Source organism: Psychrobacter halodurans (genome assembly GCF_017498075.1).
In the GTDB taxonomy this organism is placed as follows: Bacteria; Pseudomonadota; Gammaproteobacteria; order Pseudomonadales; family Moraxellaceae; genus Psychrobacter; species Psychrobacter celer.
The window spans coordinates 1-15904 of the sequence record NZ_JAGBKN010000039.1 but is presented as its reverse complement, the minus strand read 5'-3'; the positions used below and the strand labels follow the sequence as shown (position 1 = coordinate 15904).

Annotated in this window: 12 protein-coding genes and 1 pseudogene; 2 read left to right on the top strand and 11 right to left on the bottom strand. The window is 48.2% G+C overall.

The features are described from left to right. The 5 genes and pseudogenes from J3491_RS11545 to J3491_RS11525 form a co-directional block, all read right to left on the bottom strand. Nucleotides 1-74: pseudogene (locus tag J3491_RS11545) on the bottom strand (hypothetical protein); the annotation flags it as partial. A 236-nt stretch (nt 75-310) separates the two neighbouring features. Continuing rightward, nucleotides 311-2437 (bottom strand): elongation factor G, encoded by a 2127-nt coding sequence (gene fusA / locus J3491_RS11540; protein ID WP_075102602.1) that lies wholly within the window; start codon nt 2435-2437, stop codon nt 311-313. A 388-nt stretch (nt 2438-2825) separates the two neighbouring features. Next, nucleotides 2826-3299, bottom strand: coding sequence for a 30S ribosomal protein S7 (gene rpsG, locus J3491_RS11535; protein ID WP_075102601.1), 474 nt, complete (start codon nt 3297-3299; stop codon nt 2826-2828). Nucleotides 3300-3505: 206 nt separating this feature from the next. Then, the gene (rpsL, locus tag J3491_RS11530; RefSeq protein ID WP_075102600.1) at nt 3506-3880 is read right to left on the bottom strand and encodes a 30S ribosomal protein S12; all 375 of its coding nucleotides are present in this window, start codon (nt 3878-3880) and stop codon (nt 3506-3508) included. Between the two features lie 470 nt (nt 3881-4350). After that, entirely contained in the window at nt 4351-5502 is a 1152-nt protein-coding gene (locus J3491_RS11525) for an EcsC family protein (protein ID WP_207970310.1), read from the bottom strand. Between the two features lie 636 nt (nt 5503-6138). On the opposite strand from J3491_RS11525, the gene J3491_RS11520 reads away from it, so the two are divergent. Continuing rightward, complete coding sequence (locus J3491_RS11520; RefSeq protein WP_207970309.1) at nt 6139-7374, top strand: beta-ketoacyl synthase N-terminal-like domain-containing protein; 1236 nt, start codon at nt 6139-6141, stop codon at nt 7372-7374. A 3-nt stretch (nt 7375-7377) separates the two neighbouring features. Then, nucleotides 7378-9021, top strand: a complete 1644-nt coding sequence (locus tag J3491_RS11515; protein WP_207970308.1) for an anthranilate synthase component I family protein — start codon at nt 7378-7380, stop codon at nt 9019-9021. A 70-nt stretch (nt 9022-9091) separates the two neighbouring features. On the opposite strand, the gene hisC is transcribed toward J3491_RS11515, so the two are convergent. From hisC to J3491_RS11485, 6 genes are all read right to left on the bottom strand, one after another. Next, complete coding sequence (gene hisC, locus J3491_RS11510) at nt 9092-10234, bottom strand: histidinol-phosphate transaminase (protein WP_207970307.1); 1143 nt, start codon at nt 10232-10234, stop codon at nt 9092-9094. Between the two features lie 109 nt (nt 10235-10343). Next, on the bottom strand, nt 10344-11639 hold the full coding sequence (gene hisD, locus J3491_RS11505) for a histidinol dehydrogenase (protein ID WP_075102595.1): 1296 nt from the start codon (nt 11637-11639) through the stop codon (nt 10344-10346). A 284-nt stretch (nt 11640-11923) separates the two neighbouring features. Continuing rightward, nucleotides 11924-12616, bottom strand: coding sequence for an ATP phosphoribosyltransferase (gene hisG, locus J3491_RS11500; RefSeq protein WP_075102594.1), 693 nt, complete (start codon nt 12614-12616; stop codon nt 11924-11926). 200 nt (nt 12617-12816) lie between these two features. Beyond that, nucleotides 12817-14094 carry a UDP-N-acetylglucosamine 1-carboxyvinyltransferase gene (gene murA / locus J3491_RS11495; protein ID WP_105244203.1) on the bottom strand — a complete coding sequence of 426 codons (1278 nt, stop codon included), beginning with the start codon at nt 14092-14094 and terminating at the stop codon, nt 12817-12819. A gap of 154 nt (nt 14095-14248) precedes the next feature. Next, the gene (locus J3491_RS11490) at nt 14249-14500 is read right to left on the bottom strand and encodes a BolA family protein (RefSeq protein WP_100749029.1); all 252 of its coding nucleotides are present in this window, start codon (nt 14498-14500) and stop codon (nt 14249-14251) included. 157 nt (nt 14501-14657) lie between these two features. Further along, nucleotides 14658-15671 (bottom strand): alpha/beta hydrolase, encoded by a 1014-nt coding sequence (locus J3491_RS11485; protein ID WP_207970306.1) that lies wholly within the window; start codon nt 15669-15671, stop codon nt 14658-14660. Nucleotides 15672-15904 lie beyond the last annotated feature (233 nt).

Sequence of the window (15904 nt, the reverse complement as noted above, 5' to 3'; positions counted from 1 at the left end):
TTACCGTGGTCAACGTGTCCGATGGTGCCGACGTTGACGTGTGGCTTGTTGCGTTCAAACTTGGCCTTTGCCATGGGTAATTCCTCTTTTTTTGGGGTCGGCGCTTAACTGATATAAATATTAAATTTCATATAGATAAAAGCTAAAGCAGTAGAGACCACATTAAAATAATTGTTAAAAGGTTGCACATACTAATGTGCAGATATTATAAGAAAATCACGGCCAATAACAAGTCTTTTAACAAGTTATTGGCGGATTCTTCTCTGACAATATAAAGATATGCTTTATATTGTCATTTTATGAGCGTTATTTACTCGTCATCATCTTTAGAGTTGTACTTAGAGATGATAGATTCTGCAACTGATTTTGGAATCTCAGCATACTTCTGGAATTCCATTGAGTAAGTTGCACGGCCCTGTGACATTGAGCGCATTTGTGTGGCATAACCAAACATTTCCGCTAATGGTACTTCAGCACGAATTTGCTTGGTACCACCAGGCAAGTCTTCCATACCCTGAACCATACCACGGCGGCGGTTTAGATCGCCCATGATATCGCCCATATAGTCTTCTGGCGTTTCAACTTCTACTTTCATCACAGGCTCTAGTAGCGTTGGGTTTGCTGCCATGAAGCCTTTGCGGAACGCGATTGAACCAGCCATTTTAAATGATAGCTCATCCGAGTCAACGTCATGGTAAGAACCGTCATACAAGGTCGCTTTTACGCCAACCACTGGGTAGCCTGCAAGTACGCCGTTTTTCATGCGCTCTTGAATACCTTTATCGACTGCACCATGATACTCTTTTGGTACCACACCGCCGACAACTTCTTCAGAGAACTCATATAATACTTCGCCTGCTGGATCAAGCGGCTCAAGACGTAGCCAAACGTGACCGAATTTACCACGACCACCAGTCTGACGTACAAACTTGCCTTCTTGTTCAACTGAGTTACGAATGGTCTCACGATAAGCAACCTGCGGCGCACCGATGTTTGCTTCTACGTTAAACTCACGCTTCATACGGTCAACCAAGATCTCAAGATGCAGCTCACCCATACCACTGATGATGGTCTGACCAGACTCTTCGTCTGTGCGAACGCGGAATGATGGATCTTCTTTGGCCAAACGACCTAGAGCAATTGACATTTTTTCTTGGTCAGCTTTGGTCTTTGGCTCAACTGCTAGAGAGATAACTGGATCTGGAAATTCCATACGCTCAAGCGTGATAACGTTTTGCTCGTCACATAACGTGTCACCCGTGGTTACGTCTTTCATACCTACCAATGCAGCGATATCACCAGTACGGATTTCTTCTAGCTCTTCTTGAGAGTCTGCCATCATCTGTACGATACGGCCAACACGCTCACGCTTCATTTTTACTGGGTTATAAACGCTAGCGCCTTGCTTAATCACACCTGAGTAAACACGAACGAAAGTTAGGTTACCAACGAACTTATCGTTCATGATCTTAAATGCTAGAGCAGAGAAAGGTGCTTCGTCTGACGCTTCACGGCTGCCTTCAGTTTCGTCTTTATCATCGAGGATACCTTTAATAGCAGGTACGTCGATTGGTGCAGGTAGATACTGAATAACCGCGTCTAGCATCTTCTGTACGCCTTTGTTTTTAAAGGCAGTACCACAAAGAAGTGGAATGATTTCGTTGTCGATAGTCAACTGACGAAGTGCGCTGTGGATTTGCTCTTCAGTCAATTCGCCATTTTCAAGATATTCATTCATCAACTCTTCTGAAGCTTCAGCAGCGTTTTCTACGAGATACTCACGGTATTCTTCTGCTTTGTCTTGTAGCTCAGCTGGAATCTCACGCTCTTCATACTTCATGCCTTGAGACGCTTCGTCCCAATAGATGGCTTTCATAGACACAAGATCCACAACGCCTTCAAAGTCGTCTTCTTTACCAATTGGGATAACCAATGGTACTGGCTTGCCGCCTAGACGCGTTTTGATTTGATCGATAACGCGATAAAAATCAGCACCAACGCGGTCCATTTTGTTTACAAATGCCAAACGTGGCACTTTGTATTTGTTTGCCTGACGCCATACGGTTTCAGACTGTGGCTGAACGCCGCCTACTGCACAGTAAACCATGCAAGCGCCATCAAGAACACGCATAGAACGCTCAACTTCGATAGTAAAGTCAACGTGGCCTGGGGTGTCAATGATGTTGATACGGTGTTCGTCGAACTGGTTCGCCATGCCTTTCCAGAAGCAAGTCGTTGCAGCCGAGGTAATAGTAATACCGCGCTCTTGTTCTTGCTCCATCCAGTCCATAGTGGCAGCGCCGTCATGGCTCTCGCCTAGCTTATGGTTTACACCAGTATAGAATAAAACACGCTCAGTAGTAGTCGTCTTACCAGCATCAATGTGCGCTGAAATACCGATATTGCGATAGCGCTTTAGGGGAGTTTTACGAGCCATAGTGTTTTCCTAGGGAAATTCGTGTATATAATAATGTGTTGTGTCTCTGCCTAATACTCTATGACAAAGCGGTGAGCTTCGTGATATTACTTACTGATTATTGGGCCTAATACGGACAACAAAAGAGCAAATACTAAGAATATTGCAGCATAAAATTTGGGACATTTCCTGTTAAGCAAACTTTTTAACAACAGTGTTACTGTGCAAAAAACATCTTGAGAGATGTCCGCCATCGCAGCTAAAAATCATCAAACTTTTAATTTTTTTTAGCAGCAGCAATGATGGCGGCAATCCATAGAACGGAAAAATACAGAATCAATCGGCATAGCCATCAATTCATCACGCTTATCAAAAGCCACTAATTATTAGTAGCCTCATCTTTAGTAGCTTAGAAGCGGTAATGAGAGAATGCTTTGTTGGCATCTGCCATACGGTGAACTTCGTCACGCTTTTTCATGGCATTGCCTTTACCGTCAGCAGCGTCGTTTAGCTCGCCTGCCAAACGTAGAGACATTGATTTTTCAGAACGCTTAGCAGCAGCTTCGGCTAACCAACGCATTGCCAAGGCAGTACGACGGGAGGGGCGTACTTCCATTGGTACTTGATAGGTAGCACCACCCACACGGCGAGCTTTTACTTCGACCATTGGGCGTACGTTTTCTAAGACTTCTTCAAAGAAAGCTACTGGATCTTCGATATTACGTTTTGCACTAACTGTCTCAAGTGCACCATAAACGATACGCTCAGCAGTAGATTTTTTACCATGACTCATTACATGGTTGATGAATTTTGCAACAGTTTGGCTACCAAACTTAGGATCCGGTAGGATCTCACGGGCAGCAACGACGCGACGTCTTGGCATAATAAATTTCCTTGTCTTCAGGAGTGTCCAACATTCACAACATCATACTTGTCATCATAGAGCATAGTGATGAGTTGTCAGTTAGCCTTACTGCATGGTGGTATGTTTAAGGGTAAGTTACATCTTATCAATCTAACTACCGTCGACACCGAGCCCATGCACAGTTATTGGGTAGTACTAAAAGCTAAGCAAATAACGTTTAGTTATTAAACTTTAGGCTTCTTAGCACCGTATTTAGAGCGACCTTGCTTACGGTCTTTAACGCCTGCGCAGTCAAGTGCACCGCGAACGGTGTGATAACGTACACCTGGTAGATCTTTAACACGACCACCACGGATAAGAACAACACTGTGCTCTTGTAGGTTATGGCCTTCACCGCCGATGTAGCTTGATACTTCATAGCCTGAAGTCAAACGTACACGACATACTTTACGCATGGCAGAGTTTGGTTTTTTTGGCGTGGTAGTATATACGCGAGTACATACACCGCGGCGCTGTGGGCACGCTTCCAACGCAGGAACTTTTGACTTTTCCTTGATGGACTTGCGGCCTTTACGAATCAATTGGTTAGTTGTTGCCATAAGGCATCCTTCTCCCGTTTGGTATAAAACAAAAAAATGGGGAAACACGCCAACTATCTGACATAAATGCCAGATTTTGACGCACCCATTTTTAGGACAGTGTATTATAAAGAGTTGTTGCTGCTATTTCAACCACTTATGAATGGTTGCACTTTACAACCTGTGGTAGATATGCATGCAGCTGCTTACTATACCACTTTATCTGTTTTTCGCTAACTATCATGCAGTGAAAACCGCTAAAGTGTTGGCTATACGCTTATCATAAAATAGTTGTATGCACAGCAGTAAATAAGCAAAAAATAAACAAAGCAAGCAAACAAAACTTGGTATGAAATAAATGGCGACATCGGCGCGTTTTTCAAGTGCGTGCGAAGCTGCCTGCGCTAGGCTTAGACTTCGCTTAGACCCATCTAGGCCTCAAGGCCAACCTGTCACCTTTCTAATGCGTCCTCTAATTATCGCTGCTGCACTTACTTGTCAGCCTTTGCCTTGTCGCTATTTTTTGCGTTTTTATCTGCTGTGTCTTTATGCTCTTTACTCTCAGTATCTTTGTTTTCAGCGTCCTTCTTCGCTGACTCTTGTGCTGTGTCCTTATTTTTTGCGTCTGTTTGCTCAGCCTGCTTATCTGTTTTTTGCGTATTATCGGTGGCTTTATCGACCTCAACTTCACTACTGCTGTCATCAGTGATAGCACGGTTTGCCAATTTGGCTTCTGGAGCAAAGGTTGCTTGCGCCACACCGATGACCTCATCAATCAGCTGGCTGTTGTAACGCATACCAATAACGACAGCGGTGGCGGGTAGTAAGCGGCGCACCCATGACAAATTAATCTGGTCTAAATCAATACCCACTTGACTGGCGACGCGGTCTACTTGCTCGGCATAAAAATTGACGTTTTTATTTTTTAAGCCGAGGTTTTTTAGCTCATTATGCAAGCCGTTGTTTTGTGCATTGTCTAGCAGCCCTTTACCAATGCCTATGCCCGCCAGCAGCGCTTGTTTTTCTTGCATTTTACTCAGGTCGGCATTGGCAAGCAGCTCATAAGCCATCTTAATGCCTTGCGTGCCAGTCAGCGGTTTGTTGTAAACAGCCGCCAGCTGATAAACGGTACGTAGAGAAACCAATAGCAACCACAAAGTGTCGGCAAGCAGTCCTGGCAATCCTGCCAAGCCTGTCAGACCGCCCATGGTCGCAAGTGCGCGGTTTTGATTGGCGATATCTGTCGCTAAGGCATAACGCTGCTCGTCATCTAAACTCTCGATATTGGCAAAGCGATGCTCATGAGGCAAATCAATCTGACTCCAGTTAAAGGCGAGCTTGGCCACTTGAGCAAATGCGCCATCAAGGGTCGATTGAAACAAGCTATTGGGCACCACTTTTTTGGCGTATTTGCCATAAGTAGCAAAACGTGGGCCAAGCAGCTGCTGAGTGGCCTTTAACGTCTGCTCGCGAAACAGGTCTTGCTGATAGTCGTCGTCCCCTAAATTTACGGCTTTGTATTGACGCGGCTTGCTGGTTTTGGCATTCATGCCATCAATCACAGCGCCCATACGCTCTAAATTGTTGCGGGTAAATGCGCCGATACTGCTGACGCCCTTCGAGAGAGTGCTACGCTTTGCCATCTGGTTGTCCTTAATATGATGAATGGTTATTGTATAATTTAACAATCAATTTGTTTAACAATCAACGCCAATCAGCTTTATGCTGATTTTGGTATTTTGTCGTTTTGTCATTGCTAGCCGTTTTGTCATTACCATTTGTCATGCGCCAAGCTTGTGATACATGATAACTCGTCATACATGATAAATAGTATTTGAAGATGTGTCATGTTAGTCAATTGTCTGTCTGCCTGTCAGTGCCAACAATGTTATTGCCGTCACCAGTTTTGTATCTGAAAGTATAACGTGTTTATGGCTTTTTTTTATTCTTTATACTGACAGATGAGCATGGGTTTAATAAGCATGTACTGTTGGCCGCTTTTGGTGATAGCTGTAGCGCTATTTGGTGCTTGGGGCAGTTTTGTGGTTATTTTGCACTTGTACAAAGATTTTGGGGCACTGATACGGTATCATATGCGCTGGCCTCAAGTGCTATACTCTCAAGCTTATCGTATCACTTACTTACTATTATGATCAGCACCATTATCTAGAGCCTGCTCATCTCAAAGATGAGGTTTAATAAAAGCCCGCTCTAGACGACCTATAAGTAAAATATAGGGACAGCAATTACTAAAAATTATTACTCAGAAGGAATAGAATATGCGCCGCGTTGTTATCACTGGAGCAGGGATTGTCTCTTGTATCGGACATGATTTGGCCACTGTCACTGCTGCACTCAAACAAGGACAGTCAGGTATTACCTTTAACGAGTCTTATGCTGAGCATGACTTTAAATCTCAGATCAGCGGCAGTATTGATCAGTCGACGCTAGATACCAGTGGCATCGACCGTAAACTAAAACGCTTTTTTAGTGACGCCAGCCTTTATGCTTATGTCAGTGCGTTGAGCGCCATCGAGCATGCAGGCTTGTCACTTGAGACCATCAGCAGCAACCCGCGAGTTGGGGTGGTGGCAAGCTCGGGCGGTGCATCGACAGAAAACATCGTCAGTGCCATCGATGCGATGCGCGCCAAAGGTCTGCGCGGCGTCGGCGCAATGGCGGTACCAAAAACCATGGGCAGCTCGGTATCAGCCGCACTGGCCACAGGTCTCAAAATCCAAGGGGTGTCTTACTCTCTTAGCTCGGCTTGTGCCACCTCGACACATTGTATCGGCCATGCCGCCGAGCTGATTCAACTTGGCAAGGCCGATGTGGTACTCGCTGGTGGTAGTGAGGCTGAGCACTGGACCCAGTCTTGTATGTTTGATGCCATGGGCGCGGTCAGTACTCAATATAATGACACACCAACCCTTGCCTCTAGAGCTTATGACAAAGACCGTGACGGTTTTGTCATCGCGGCAGGTGGCGCAATGGTGGTGGTCGAAAGCCTCGAACATGCCGAGGCACGTGGCGCCAATATCTTAGCAGAAATCGTCGGCTATGGTGCCAGCTCTGATGGCGCGGAGATGGTCGCCCCTAGCGGCGAAGGTGCAGTGCGCTGTATGCAACAAGCCTTGGCAGACGCAGGGCTAGAGAGCGTCGACTATATCAACACCCACGGCACCAGTACGCCACTGGGCGATATCACCGAGCTCAAAGCCATCGCGCAGGTGTTTGATGGTGATATCAGCAAAGTACCTGCGATCAGCTCTACCAAGTCGATGACTGGTCATAGTCTCGGCGCTGTCGGCGCGCAAGAGCTGATTTATTGCCTGCTCATGCTACAAGAAGGCTTTATCGCCCCAAGCATTAATGTCAAAGCGCTAGACCCTGCTGCTAAAGGCTTTGATATCGTCACTGACAAGCGTGACGCATCACTTGAGACCATCATGAGCAACAGCTTTGGCTTTGGCGGTACCAATGCCACACTAATCATCAAAAAGTTTGACGCCTAAATAATGTCTGTAAACACTCATTCTACCAGTCACAAACACCCTACCCCATCGCCAGCTACTCACCCTAGCTGGCGTTTTGGTGCGCTGGGTGCAGCTGAGCTGTTGCCAAAGCTGCAGCGCCACTTACTCAAGCAAGACGCTCAGGCCAACTGGCAACTGATTTGGCTAAACAATGCTGGACGACCAGTGATTGGCTTGCTGCCCAAAATGGCTTGGTCTGTCTATGCGACCACGCCCGAACCCAGACAGCCTGCCGCTTATACCGTCGTTGGCCGCCGCCGTGGCGACAAGCACGCGGCCACTTACCGCACCCTGAGCTATGAAGCATGGCAAGAAGTGCTCATTGCCTATGGTCAAACCCATCAGACCGACACAAATAGCCAATCAGATCCTAGCGCGCCACCGCACTATCACCACGGGCTGATAGGATTTATCGGCTATGACATCGCAGCTCACGAGCTGAGCCCAGCGGACGCTATCGAGCTGGCAGCGCAGCCCTGTGCGGTATTGGGGCATTACGACATATATCTGACGCCCTGCGATAGCGGTCATGGCTGGGTGCTGCGTACCGTAGGGCTATATACAGTAGCAGATGAGACGGACCCAACGCTTGACTCGCTGATATCCTGCTTAGACTCACTAGAACAACAGCTATCTAAAGCAACTACTAGCGTTGCAAAAACGCCTGCGCCATTATACCTACAGCCGCGCTGGCACCAACATGACTATCAAGCCGCTTTTGATAAAACCCAATACTACCTAGAGCAAGGCGACTGCTATCAGATCAACCTGACCCAAAAATGGACAGGACAGCTGGCGAGCGAGAGTACATCCTCTCAGGCCACAAGTCTGATCGATTATTTGCCAGCGCTCCATCAAAACACCCAAGCGCCCTTTGCAGGGTACTTACAAACCCAGCCGCATGATGACGATAGGTTTGATAATAGCGACAATAGCCTCGATGCTCGTGATCCGCATAGCGTTAACACTCAATTTGAGCTATTAAGCTGCTCGCCTGAGCTGTTTTTTACCTTTACCAAAGAACCTAATAGCGGCACACATCATATCATCACCAAACCCATCAAAGGCACCACGCCACGCAGCACCAACCCCACACAAGATAATGCCTATAGGCAGCAGCTGATCGATAGTGAAAAGGATCGCGCCGAAAACGTCATGATCGTCGACTTATTGCGTAACGACTTGGGCAAATATGCCAAAATCGGTAGCGTCAAAGTACCCAAGCTGTTTGCTATCGAGAGCTTTAGTAATGTCCATCATATGGTCAGCACCATCCGCGCCGAGCTAAAAGACGACGCCCATCCGCTTACAGTGTTGTTTGGTAGCTTACCCGCAGGCTCTATCACCGGCACGCCCAAAAAACGCGCTGTCGAAATCATCTCTGAGTTGGAGCAAGCACCGCGCGGCGCATACTGCGGTACCATGGGTTATATGAATTTTGATGGAAGTGGACAGTGGAATGTACTGATACGCACGCTACAAGCGCGCCATGCGCCGCAGCAAGACACGCAGGTCAATTTATGGGCGGGCGGCGGTATCACGGTGGCCTCTGACTGCGCTGCTGAATATCAAGAGTGTCTGGATAAAGTGGGCAATCTATTAGACGTGCTGGCGCAAAAACCCTGACATAAAAAAAGCCTGCGCAGTATGATACTGACAGGCGTTATGATACTGATAGGATAGGGATTGGCGCTACCTACTCAGCGGTGCTATCTATCGTGTTGCTATCTGCATGCAATACCGTCAGCGCCGCTATCAATCTTTGGTGCTGCTCGGCGGTACCGACCGTGATACGCAGATACTCACTGATACGCGGCTTGTCAAAGTAACGCACGATGATGCCTTGCTCACGTAGAGCAGCGGCGACCTCGCTGGCATTGCCCTCTTTAGGACGTGCAAACACAAAGTTGGTATGCGAAGGCAGCACTTGATAGCCCAATGACTGTAGGCTCGCTGTCAGTGACTCACGTAAATCGATCACTTGCTGACGCGTTTGCTCAAAATACTCTACATCTAACACACTCGCCGTCGCCCCAGCTTGTGCCAATTTATCGAGCGGATAGCTGTTAAAGCTGTTTTTCATGCGTGTTAAGGCTTCGATTAATGAGGCATTACCAAAGGCCATCCCAACGCGCAAACCTGCCAGTGAGCGCGATTTGGAAAACGTTTGGGTGACCAAAATATTATCGCACTCGTTGATAAGACTCACAGCTGAAACCTCAGTCTCCAAACTGTCCTCTTCTACTTGCGCAAAGTCGATATATGCCTCATCAATCACAATCACCGAGTTTGAATGCTCGCTTGCCAACTTACGAATATCCGCAAGCGATAACAGCAGTCCTGTCGGCGCATTGGGGTTGGCGATAATGATGCCACTACAAGGCTGACGATAAGCATCCGGATCGATACTAAAATCGTCTTCTAGCGCAATTTGCACCAGCTCTATACCAAAAGTATGGGCATACACAGGATAAAAACTATAGCCAATGTCAGGCGAGAGCACAGGGCGCTCTTTTAAGAAAAAACTGGCAAATACCAGCGCCAGCACTTCATCTGAACCATTACCGACAAACACTTGATTGGCATCAAGGTCATACAGCTGAGCCAAAGCGGTGCGCAACTCATCAGACTCAGGTGCTGGATATAAGCGCAAATCATCCGCCTGCCGCGCTAAAGCCTGAGCGATGGCCTCACCGACTTTAGGTGAGGGTGGAAACGGGTTTTCGTTGGTGTTTAATTTACATAAATTGTCATGTTGCGGCTGCTCACCTGGTACATAAGGTGACAAGTTACGTGCTTTGGATGACCAAAGTCTGGTATCTATCTTTAACTCATTCATAAGTTATCCTACTATTAGCCACAAAGACTATCAAAGTTTACAGACCTAATATTTAAAAAACTAACGCTTGCTCGTTGGCGTAAAAACATACGCCACTCTGACACGCCGATTATTGATAACGATAACGGGCTGAGCGCGCGTGGGCTTCTAAGTCCTCACGCTGCGCTAAAATATCTGCCGTTTCGGCCAAGGGCTTACTGCCCGCTGCGCTACAATAGATGATAGAGGATTTTTTTTGAAAATCATAAACACCAAGCGGTGAAGAAAAACGCGCCGTCCCCGATGTCGGCAGCACATGGTTGGGGCCTGCACAGTAATCACCGATGGCCTCAGGAGTGTGACGTCCCATAAAAATCGCCCCAGCATGACGAATATCAGCGAGCAAGGCATCAGGCTCATCGACCGACAGCTCTAAATGCTCAGGCGCCACGCGGTTGATCACTGCCATGCCCTCCGCACGGTCTTTGACCAAAATCAGCGCGCCGCGGTTTTGTAATGAGTCGCGCGCGATATCCGCTTTTGGTAGCTCGCTTAAGGCTTTTTCGATTTCAGCCGCCACCGCGTCGAGCTGCTCACGACTGGTCGTCACAAAGATGGCTTGGGCGATACGATCATGCTCTGCTTGTGACAACAAATCCATCGCCAACCAGTCTGCGCGATCTTGCGCCTGCCCTTCTGCGTACACCAGCACCTCAGAGGGGCCAGCAATCATATCGATGCCCACTTGACCAAATACCGCACGCTTGGCCGCAGCGACGTATTTATTACCAGGGCCAGTGATTTTGTCCACGGCTGGTATCGTCTCGGTACCATATGCCAACGCAGCAACCGCTTGGGCGCCGCCGATGGTAAAGACTCGGTCCACTTGTGCCAAGTGCGCCGCGGCCAGCACCAGTGGATTGAGCACACCATTAGGCGCTGGCACCACCATGATAACATCACTCACGCCAGCGACTTTGGCTGGGATAGCATTCATCAGAACCGATGAGGGATACGAGGCCAGACCGCCTGGCACATAGATGCCGACGCGATCCAGCGGGGTGATTTTTTGCCCCAAACGGTTACCCAGCGCATCTTCATACTGCCAGCTGTCTTGGACTTGGCGCTCATGGAAGCTCTGTACGCGCGCAGCAGCCGTGCTTAGCGCGGTTTTTACCGTATCGTCTAATTGCTCAAAGGCCTCAGCAAGTGCCTCCTTAGATAGCTCTAACTCTTGCATGGTAGTCGCTGGATGCTGGTCAAATTGCTGAGTCAATGCCAGTACCACGCTATCACCCTGATGACGCACTTGCGCGATGATATCATCAACAGTCGTTAACAAATCGGCGTCATTGACCGTCTCAAAAGCAAGCAGCTCGGTCAACTGGCTATCAAAATCGGCATCTTGGGTACTTAACTGGCGCATGAGCTAATCCTATATCTGAGCATGTATGCTACGGAACATTAACGAGTAAAAACAAGCGAGTCTGATACTGTGATACGTATCTGTGGCTAGGGTCTGGTTTAGATTATACTGGGCTTTTATGTTTTGACAAACCCATACAACAAAACCAGTTTAGCACGCTATGCCTATCATAGAGCGCCGAACTGGTTTAAAAATTTGCATCACTGTACTTAATATTACCAATGAAGCACATTGTCTTTGCAAGTATGGATAAATGACACACTAAGGCATCAAACACTGGGCTGTTAAGCACTCGCAATGCTGTCTTTAAAGCTGTCCAAAATTGGCTCAAGCAAGGCAAACTTACGCTTGTAACTGACTTGATTGACAATGAGGCGCGACGATACATCGCAGATATGGTCACGGGCTTCAAGACCGTTGGCACGCAAGGTGTTCCCTGTATCGACCACATCGACGATGAGGTCTCCGAGTCCGACCAGCGGTGCCAGCTCCATCGAGCCGTATAGTTTGATCACATCGACCTGCTGGCCTTGGCTGGCAAAATAAGCCCGAGCCACATTGACGTACTTGGTGGCGATGCGCAGACGACGATTGGGCAATGGCGCGTCCTTTACGCCTGCGGTCATCAATTTGCACTGGGCAATCTGCAAATCCAGCAGCTCATACACATGGTTGGCCCCGTGCTCAAGCAGTACATCTTTACCCGCCACACCAAAGTCCGCAGCGCCATGCTCGACGTAGGTCGGTACATCACTGGCACGCAAGATTAAGACGCGTACATTAGGGTTTGAGGTTGGAAAAATAAGCTTACGCGAGGCTTCAGGGTCTTCTAACAACTCAACGCCCGCTGCACGCAGCAAAGGCATGGTTTCTTCTAAAATACGGCCTTTAGACAAGGCCAGCGTTAAGCCTGAAAATTCCTCATTGACTTGGTTTAATAAACCATCATTTGATTGGCGGGTGCTTGCTTCGGTCATAATGACATCGTGTCCATGTACAGTTGGCATCCCCGATAGCGGGGCGTGAATTTATCATTGCTAAGCGATTAGAGTAAACCTTCATGCGCCAAACTCTTAAAGGACATGACGCATAAGGGTTTACTGAGTCGTTCAGTGTCTGACTGACTTAAGGCATGGTTTTATGTAGTTGCTGACAAAAATCAGCAAGAAACTGCCGCCTAGTCGTTGCTGTTGTTGCTATTGATACGTTCGATATTGACGCCGAGCGCACGCAGTTTGCTTTCTACGTTTTCATAGCCGCGATCGATATGATAAATACGATCGATCAAGCTCTCACCTTCAGCGGTCGCCGCGGCCATCACCAAGGACATCGATGCGCGTAAATCGGTCGCCATCACAGGCGCGGCGGTAAAGTTTTCGACGCCCGTAACTACGGCAGTATGACCGTCCACCTGAATGGATGCGCCCAAACGATTGAGCTCTGGCACGTGCATATAGCGGTTTTCGAAGATATTTTCGATAAAGGTACTGGTGCCATCGGCCAGACAGCTAATCGCCATGAGCTGCGCCTGCATATCTGTTGGAAAACCAGGATGCGGCTGAGTACGGATATTGACAGGTCTTGGTCGACCCGTCATTTGCGCGCGAATCCAGTCATCACCTGTGGTAATCACCGCGCCCATGTCCTCAAACTTCTCTAACACAGGGGTCAATAACAGCGCAGAGGTGTTTTTGGCCAATACATCACCGCGAGTCATCAGCGCGCCTGCCAGATAAGAGCCTGTCTCAATACGATCCGCCACCACTGAATACTCACAACCATGCAGACGCTCAACGCCTTCGATGGTCATGGTCGAGGTACCGATGCCGCTTATCTTGGCACCCATCGCGACCAGCATGTTGGCCAAATCCACCACTTCTGGCTCCAGCGCGCAGTTGCCAAGCACTGTAGTACCTTTAGCCAGCGCGGCGGCCATGATGACGTTTTCAGTACCGCCGACTGTGATCATATCAAACGAGAAGTTACAGCCGATTAGCTTGCCGCCTTTTGGCGCTTGCGCTTTGACATAGCCGTTTTCGACGCTGATAGTAGCGCCCATGGCTTCAAAGGCTTTGAGATGCTGATCGACAGGACGCGAGCCAATCGCGCAGCCACCTGGCAATGAGACTTCTGCTTCGCCAAAACGTGCCAGCAACGGCCCTAATACCAAAATCGATGCGCGCATGGTCTTGACCAGATCATAGGGCGCATAAAAATTATCGATGGTTTTGGTATCGCACGTGACCGTATCACCTTGTTTTTGAATGTGGATACCCATGCCACCGATCAATGCAATCAGGGTACGCACATCTTGTAGCGATGGCACATTATGTAATGTCGTTGGGGTCTCAGCCAATATCATGGCCGCAAGTAACGGCAGCGCGGCATTTTTGGCGCCTGAAATCGTAACTTCTCCTGCAATACGACTACTACCCGTGATTAAAAATTGATCCATAAAAGTGGCAACCTAGCGATGAGTATAAAAAGATGAATATAAAAAATAAAAACCAAACCACCAAAACCTGCGATGTAGACAATAAATGAAGCAGCAGGTTTGAGGCGTCTAATTAACAGGCTTAAGCATAACGTCTCATCATAAAGAGTGACGTTTAGCCTTTTGATTGAGCGTCCCACTCAGCGGGCGTCAATGCTTGAATATTGAGCGCATGAATATCTCCGCTGGCGATCTTGTCATTAACCAGCGCATATACCGCTTGCTGACGCTGAACGCTGCGTTTGCCTTCAAAGCTGGCATCGACCACGCGCACATCAAACTTGTTGCCTTGATTGGCCGCTTGAATAAAAGCGTCTGGAAAATGAGTCTGTAAAAATGCAATCAAGTCGTCAGCGTTCATGCTCATAAATCTCTCTGCCTTAAATATAAAATAGGGTATGAATATAAAGTGAAGACATTATAACAAGAGTTTGGCTATCTTACAGTATTGTCTTGCTTTACCATGTTTTATGATGCAGTAGCGACCAATCAGTCGTGCCCGCAATGCCTTTCACCCTTTATCGTTATTTAAGGGCGTCATCTAGGTAGCTAAGCACTTGCGCGCGCACATCATTGACCCAGCGTAGCGGCGGTGCCATCGCGCCAATACTGGTCGCGTGGCTGGCACTTGCTATTTCACCGTTTTTGACAGAGACGCCAGCTGCTTTTAGTGCTTGCGTCATCTTGATGGTATTGCTGTCGTGGACGATGTCATCTTTTTCGGCCGTCAATAATAAATAAGGCGGCTGCTTTCCTTTGATATGACGATCGGGCATCACCTCATCTGGCGTGGCAACGGCGGCAAAGGCCGATGCGCTATCAAACTTACGAAAGTCATAACTGTATGGCCCCGCGATGCCGACGACTGCCCCTACATCGCTTGGCTTGATATGATAAGGGGCCAAAAATTCCTCGTTGGCGACCGCTGCCACGGCGTTGAACGCTCCAGCAGAGTGCCCAACCACCGCCACACGAGCAGGGTCAGCATACAAGCTGGCCGCGTTGTTTAGGCTCCAAGCGATCGCCTGCGCGGTGTCTTTGACATAAGCAGGATAGACATGCTCAGGCGCCTTACGGTAATTGATCACCGCTGTGACATAGCCTGCCTGCGCCAAACTCTGGCCGACAAAGGCGTATTGCTCTTTGCTCCCGCTCTCCCATGAGCCGCCATGGACAAACACCACCATCGGATAACGATCACTAATCGCGCTTTGTGCCGTCATGGCACGGGTCAACGGCTTGGGATAATAAACATCTAAATCCTGTAAGGGCTGATCGCCGTACAAGATGTCTTTGCTGACCCCAACACCGCCGCCTGAGGTAATTCCATTGACGAGAGTCAAGGGTGATAACGCCTGCGCGCTTTGGCTTGCTAGCACCGCGCCGCCAATTGCCAACAGCGCCGCGCCCGTCACTTTTAGCACCTTCTTACTTGCTGCTTGAGTGTCAGCGCTTTTTGCATTTGTCTTGTGACTGTGCTGGCGCTTGTGGCCATCATCATGGTCATGATGCCGCTTGCGTGTTTTGAGATCCTTCATCGCCAGTGTCCTTTTTTATGTCTTTATTAGCCATATTTATCAGCTTGGGTGTGTGACACATTGACTGGGGCAACATTGGCTCACGACTTTGATCATAAGCCCTTATTCATTTATCACCAATCATTTATCGCTAGCCACGTATAGTGAGTTCAGTATAAAAACGATACAGTGGGACTGGGATAAATTTTACGCAGCCTCTGTCGGCGCAGGCACAGCACGCAAGGAAAATTTAT

Bases quoted from the DNA above. Each gene is read 5' to 3' on its own strand.
- hisG (WP_075102594.1), bottom strand. From the start codon at position 12,616: ATGACCGAAGCAAGCACCCGCCAATCAAATGATGGTTTATTAAACCAA.
- murA (WP_105244203.1), bottom strand. From the start codon at position 14,094: ATGGATCAATTTTTAATCACGGGTAGTAGTCGTATTGCAGGAGAAGTT.
- rpsL (WP_075102600.1), bottom strand. From the start codon at position 3,880: ATGGCAACAACTAACCAATTGATTCGTAAAGGCCGCAAGTCCATCAAG.
- hisC (WP_207970307.1), bottom strand. From the start codon at position 10,234: ATGAATGAGTTAAAGATAGATACCAGACTTTGGTCATCCAAAGCACGT.
- J3491_RS11515 (WP_207970308.1), top strand. From the start codon at position 7,378: ATGTCTGTAAACACTCATTCTACCAGTCACAAACACCCTACCCCATCG.
- J3491_RS11485 (WP_207970306.1), bottom strand. From the start codon at position 15,671: ATGAAGGATCTCAAAACACGCAAGCGGCATCATGACCATGATGATGGC.
- hisD (WP_075102595.1), bottom strand. From the start codon at position 11,639: ATGCGCCAGTTAAGTACCCAAGATGCCGATTTTGATAGCCAGTTGACC.
- J3491_RS11520 (WP_207970309.1), top strand. From the start codon at position 6,139: ATGCGCCGCGTTGTTATCACTGGAGCAGGGATTGTCTCTTGTATCGGA.
- J3491_RS11525 (WP_207970310.1), bottom strand. From the start codon at position 5,502: ATGGCAAAGCGTAGCACTCTCTCGAAGGGCGTCAGCAGTATCGGCGCA.
- J3491_RS11490 (WP_100749029.1), bottom strand. From the start codon at position 14,500: ATGAGCATGAACGCTGACGACTTGATTGCATTTTTACAGACTCATTTT.
- rpsG (WP_075102601.1), bottom strand. From the start codon at position 3,299: ATGCCAAGACGTCGCGTCGTTGCTGCCCGTGAGATCCTACCGGATCCT.
- fusA (WP_075102602.1), bottom strand. From the start codon at position 2,437: ATGGCTCGTAAAACTCCCCTAAAGCGCTATCGCAATATCGGTATTTCA.